Source organism: Alphaproteobacteria bacterium (assembly GCA_005883305.1).
Classification (GTDB): domain Bacteria; phylum Pseudomonadota; class Alphaproteobacteria; order Sphingomonadales; family Sphingomonadaceae; genus Allosphingosinicella.
Genome location: VBAC01000003.1, coordinates 1 through 4,906, shown reverse-complemented (window position 1 = coordinate 4,906; position 4,906 = coordinate 1). Strand labels below are relative to the sequence as shown.

5 protein-coding genes and 1 pseudogene are annotated in these 4,906 nt (G+C 64.2%); 2 read left to right on the top strand and 4 right to left on the bottom strand.

What is annotated here, in order from left to right:
* Positions 1-293: 293 nt before the first annotated feature.
* Together E6G92_15000 and E6G92_14995 are read left to right on the top strand one after the other, a co-directional pair.
* A complete protein-coding gene (locus E6G92_15000; protein ID TMJ17168.1) occupies positions 294-656 on the top strand; it encodes a helix-turn-helix domain-containing protein in 363 nt (120 codons plus the stop codon).
* Complete coding sequence (locus E6G92_14995; GenBank protein TMJ17167.1) at positions 536-1,426, top strand: IS630 family transposase; 891 nt, start codon at positions 536-538, stop codon at positions 1,424-1,426. Before E6G92_15000 ends, E6G92_14995 begins: the two co-directional genes overlap by 121 nt.
* 359 nt (positions 1,427-1,785) lie before the next feature.
* Here E6G92_14995 and E6G92_14990 read toward each other — a convergent pair.
* The 4 genes and pseudogenes from E6G92_14990 to E6G92_14975 all read right to left on the bottom strand — a co-directional run bounded on the left by E6G92_14990 (position 1,786) and on the right by E6G92_14975 (position 4,706).
* A pseudogene (locus E6G92_14990) lies at positions 1,786-2,237 on the bottom strand (hypothetical protein).
* Between the two features lie 67 nt (positions 2,238-2,304).
* Entirely contained in the window at positions 2,305-3,906 is a 1,602-nt protein-coding gene (locus E6G92_14985; protein ID TMJ17166.1) for an IS66 family transposase, read from the bottom strand.
* A gap of 72 nt (positions 3,907-3,978) precedes the next feature.
* Positions 3,979-4,353, bottom strand: a complete 375-nt coding sequence (gene tnpB, locus E6G92_14980) for an IS66 family insertion sequence element accessory protein TnpB (GenBank protein TMJ17165.1) — start codon at positions 4,351-4,353, stop codon at positions 3,979-3,981.
* The gene (locus tag E6G92_14975) at positions 4,353-4,706 is read right to left on the bottom strand and encodes a hypothetical protein (GenBank protein ID TMJ17164.1); all 354 of its coding nucleotides are present in this window, start codon (positions 4,704-4,706) and stop codon (positions 4,353-4,355) included. Before E6G92_14975 ends, tnpB begins: the two co-directional genes overlap by 1 nt.
* Positions 4,707-4,906: the final 200 nt, after the last annotated feature.

The window sequence follows — 4,906 nt, the reverse complement described above, 5'->3', positions numbered from 1 at the left end:
GCGCAATCAGGTAAGGGCCCCGCGCTGGTCCAGCGAGAATCGGGTCGAGAAACTCGGGGCAGAGTCGCTCGACTCTTCCGATTGCCTCCCAAGCGGTACCGGCAGCCATTGCGATCGGTTGGCCCGAACACCAGGTCGAAAGTATGTCATCCCAATCTCGCCCGAAATCGGATCGCTTTCCCACATGCTTCCCGCCCAGAATAGCGGACCGCCGAAGCTCGGGCAGGTCAGTAGGACTAGTACCGCCCGCCCGTTATTTGGCCCTGTTTCACGAGGTCGGATAAGAGAGTGGCATGATTGACTATACGTCGTTGGTGGACCGGCCTCATCCCGGCCGCCCGACGGTGCCACTGGCGCTGGCAGCTGAAGAGCGGCGAAGCGTCGAGGCGGCACTGCGGCCGGCGAAGGCAGAGAAGCGAATCGTGCTCCGAGCGCAAGCCCTGCTGATGTTGTCCGACGGGGTAGCGGCGATGGATGTAGCGAAAGTCTTGGGCGTCAACGAGCGGACGGTTCGCAAGTGGCGCAAGCGCTTTGCGTGCACCAAGCCGAGCGCGAAGCTGGCGGACGCCCCGCGGTCGGGTCGACCGCCCTCTCTCTCTCCGACGCGCAGGCGGCCAGAGTCGTCGCCGAGGCCTGCCGTCCACCCGGCGACGTAGGCATTCCCGTTACGCATTGGTCGGCACATCTACTTGCCGACTACTTGCGGCGCGAGGGCTGGGACCTGAGCGAATCGACCGTGAGGCGCATTCTGCGCCAAGCGGAGCTTCAGCCGCACCGGCAAAAAATGTGGCTGACCTCACACGACGAAGAGTTCCGTGAGAAGCGCGATGACGTGCTACGCGTCTACTACGAGACGCCAACCCGGGAGCACGTCATCTGCGTCGACGAGAAGACCGGAATGCAGGCGCTCGAGCGGCGTTACGCCGACATTGCCATGCGGCCCGGTCAGCCGGTGCGTCGCGAATTCGAGTACATCCGCCACGGTACGCTCGCGCTGATGGGAGCTCTCGACGTAAGGCGCGGCAAGCTGTTCGGTTTCTGCTCGGAGGACCACGATGGTTCCACCTTCGTGGACCTGCTCAACGTGGTCGATGCCTGCTACCCAGAAGGCAACGGCCACATCGTAATGGACAACCTCTTCGCGCACGATACCGACGAGGTCAACGACTGGTTCGAAGCGCATCCTCGCTGGAAGCGGCACTTCACGCCCAAACATGCTTCCTGGCTCAACCAGATCGAATGCGCGTTCTCAATACTTGGCAGGCGCGTCCTCGCGCGCGGGTCGTTCACTTCAACCGACGATCTCTGTACGAAGCTCTACGCCTACATGCTCTGGCACGACCAAACCGACCAGCCCTTCCATTGGACCTACCGCCCCAAGTCCTGGGGAAAGAAAGCGGCCCGAACCTCCGCCGGGCGGAACTAGTTCGCGCAACCGGAAGTCATGCGCTGTAATGAAGCGTGGACGTCGGCGCCGGAGGGCGCCGCGGGGGTGGGGCCCCAAACCGGACGTGCTCCGGTGGGGCGGGGGCAGGGCCCCCGCAGAAACAAAGTGATAGTGCCCGCAGCGAAGCTGCGCCGCGCGGAGCGCGGGTCCACCAGAAATAGGCCACTATTTCTGGTGGACGGCACTAGTGCTCCGTTTCCATCGACCTGATGACCTTTTCGCCCATTCGTTGACGTTGACGTGGTCCTTGACGGCGACGGCAACGTATCCCATCGGCGAACGACGCCAGGGAAGGGTATTGATCTTCGAACGGTCGTGTGCGGGAAGAGGGATGGCAGTCAACCGCCGACTGCGCCGGGCAAGGCCTTGGGAACGGCCTCGGTCGGTTCGCTCATGTCCTCATTGATTGCCTCGCGGATGACGCGCTCGGTCAGCTGATTGAGGTGGGCATGCAGCTCCTCGGAGAGTGCGAGAAACTCCGGCCAAAGGGTTCCATGCTGGAACGCCTTTGGTGCACGGACGATCACCGTGCTGTAGCGCCGGCCAGGTTCTCGGTAGGGGCGAGCCCGTAGCGCCGGCAGAGCGCGAGGAACAGCTTGCGTTTCCAGGGGTCGGGTAGCGAGTAGAAGAGCTCCTCATCCTGTTCGCGGTTGCGCAGCTCGGCAAGGCGTGCGCGGATGCGCTCGGCGGCGCGCCGCGCGGCTTCTCGCTCGCCGTCGACGTTCGTGCCGGCGTGCAGAGCCTCGATCTTGCGTAGCTTCTCCAGCAGCGTTCCCTCGAGCGGCAGCATGGGCACAATCAACCACGCCCGCCGTCCGGCGTCATCCGTCTCGGCGTCGCCATCGGTTGCGCGGCGACTACGCCGCGACCGGAGACGCGCGCTCGACGGTCGACGCGGCATACGTTTCCGGCAACAGCGCTGCGAGGTGTTTCTCACCCGCGAGAATCTTGGCGAGTGTGTCGCGCAGATAGGAACGGGGATTGATACCCATCTTCTTGCAGGTCGTGAGGATCGTCAGCGCGTCGGCGGCGCGCCGCGCGCTCGTCTCGTGACCGACGAAGAGCCATGTCTTGCGATCCAGCACCCAGGTACGAAGGTCGCCCTCGACCTCGTTGTTGGTCAGCTCCATGCGCGGGTCGCGCAGGAATGCCGTCAAGCGCGGCCACTGGCGATGGAGATAACCGAGGGCCTTGCCGAGAACACTCTTGGGCTCGACATCCGCGCGCCAAACGTCGACCCAGGCGCGCAGCTCCCAGACGACGGGCGCGCTGTCGCGCTGCCGTCGCTCGAAGCGCTGCTCGAGCGTTTCGCCCAGGCGTTTGGATTCCGCGTCGACGTGGAAGATCCTCGCGTACAGCTCGAGGCCTTGGACGGCGCGCGCGTCGCCGCCGCGGAGTGCCTCGACGAGGCCGCGCCGGCCGTGGGCATTGCAACCGCCGCGATGGCCGCCGGCGTCTTTCTCGACGCAGTTGTTGGTGGGTGACCCATCGCACATCACACTGCCGAGCTTGCGCCCTTCGAAGAACTTCCTCAGATGCTCGCTGTGCGCGCTCGGCGCGTACAGAAAGCATGCGTAGCGGTGCGCTCCCTCGATGAGCCAAAGCGCGCCGCTTGTGATACCAAGCGGATGCAGCGGCTCGAGCACCGGCATGCGCGTGGCGTCGAGCGCGGTGAAGCTCGAGGATAGGCACGCCTCGCGGACGTGGCGCACGATCGGGTCGAACAGATCGATCATGCGACCCACGGAAGACGCGAGGGTATTGGCCGCCAGCGGCACGCGCTCTTGCCGCGCGTTTCGCTCCATCCGCTCCCATGGCACCGCGTCCTGGTAGTGGTCGACCATGGCCTGCACGAGAAGCTCGTTGCCGAGGATGCCGCGGTCAACGATCTCGTCTCCCTTGTCCGCCGTCACGATGTACTGGTGGCACTTGGGGCAGCCGCACGTCTCGACCTGTGTCTGCGAGACGATGAACTTCGAAGGTTCGACATCCAGCTTCTCCGCCGTTGTCTTGAGGCAGATACGCCTGACCTCCACGTTGCAGTCCGGGCATGTGCGCTTGGCTGCGGCAACAAGCAGTACGTTGGGGACGCGAGGCAAGTGCGATGGCAACATGGGACGCCCATGGGCCTTCGGTTTCTTGGCACCGCGCTTCTTCGGCTTCTTGCCATCGGAGACCTCAGGCTTCGCGTCATTCGCCGCCGGCGCGCACAAGAACGGCAGCTCCATCTGCAACCGTCGCATCGCTTCGTTGGGCGGGCGCTTGCGCGACTTGCTCGCGAGCTTCTTCATCAGCTCGGTGTTGAGGTCGCGCATCTTCATCAACAGCGCGACGATCGCAGCCACCAATCCGGCGACGGCTCCCTTTTGGAGCATCTCCTCGATGAATTTCCTTACCGCGCCCAGATCGGGATCGATCGGGCTCGTGATCGATCGAGGCTTCTCACCCGGTGCGGACACGCTCCATCTTCTCTGCCAAAACGCGCGACGAATGGAAAGAGATTTCGATCATCGTGGCGGCTAAAATCGACCTCACCAAGCAGGTAGCGGTCGAACACCTGACGATGGCGACCACCGCGCTCGCCGTCCTGCTCCACGAAGCTCGATCCCTTCCAGCACCAAGAGCAGCTCCGCTGCTTCGATCACCACGCGCCCCTGCTCCGCGCGCCAAGGCAGCCGGTAGACCCCCTTCTCCAATCGTTTCGTGATGAGCACGTAACCGTCGCGATCAAAATAGAGAACCCGAACGCGGTCCGCGCGACGCGAGAAGAAAACGTACATCGACCCCGACAGCGGGTCTTCCAGAAATTGCGACCTCACGAGCGCGCTCAGCCCATCGATTCCCTTACGCCCATCCACTCGGCCCGTCGCGACGAAGACGCGGACGCCGGGTGGCAGGGGGAGCATCAGGCCGTCTCGCGTGCCAGCGCGCCGATGATTCGAACCAGTCGCTCGACATCGAGATCCTCTCGAATGCGAATCGCGACTCGGCCCACGGCGATCTCGAGATGGCGCATGGTCAACGACTCTTCCGGCCGCGTCCGGATCGACAACGGCACCGCGATGAACGTGGTCGCGCCGCCCTCCGCCAGCCGCTTCTTCCAGTACGCAATCCGCTGCGTCGATACTCCCTTGTTCTGCGCGAATTGCTGCATGCTCACCCCCGACTGCGCGAGCTCCTCAAGCGACGCTCGGGCTTGATCCTCGGTCCAATGCTCCCAACGCCGTCGCCCATCCGCCGTCTTCTTCGCCTCGTCCATCGTGGCCTCCGCGCATACCCCTACTGCCACGCGACCGGCACCCGGAAGACGTCACTCGCCGATGGGATACCATGAACCGACTGCCGAAGCGTCACCCGCTTCCGCAGCCGCGCATCATCATGCGACCACTCCTCCCGCGTGCGGCGAACCCGTGACCGAAGAGCCGGATGCGTGAATTGCGCACGTCCGGATCTGTGGGG

Bases quoted from the DNA above. Each gene is read 5' to 3' on its own strand.
- E6G92_15000 (TMJ17168.1), top strand. From the start codon at position 294: ATGATTGACTATACGTCGTTGGTGGACCGGCCTCATCCCGGCCGCCCG.
- tnpB (TMJ17165.1), bottom strand. From the start codon at position 4,353: ATGCTCCCCCTGCCACCCGGCGTCCGCGTCTTCGTCGCGACGGGCCGA.
- E6G92_14975 (TMJ17164.1), bottom strand. From the start codon at position 4,706: ATGGACGAGGCGAAGAAGACGGCGGATGGGCGACGGCGTTGGGAGCAT.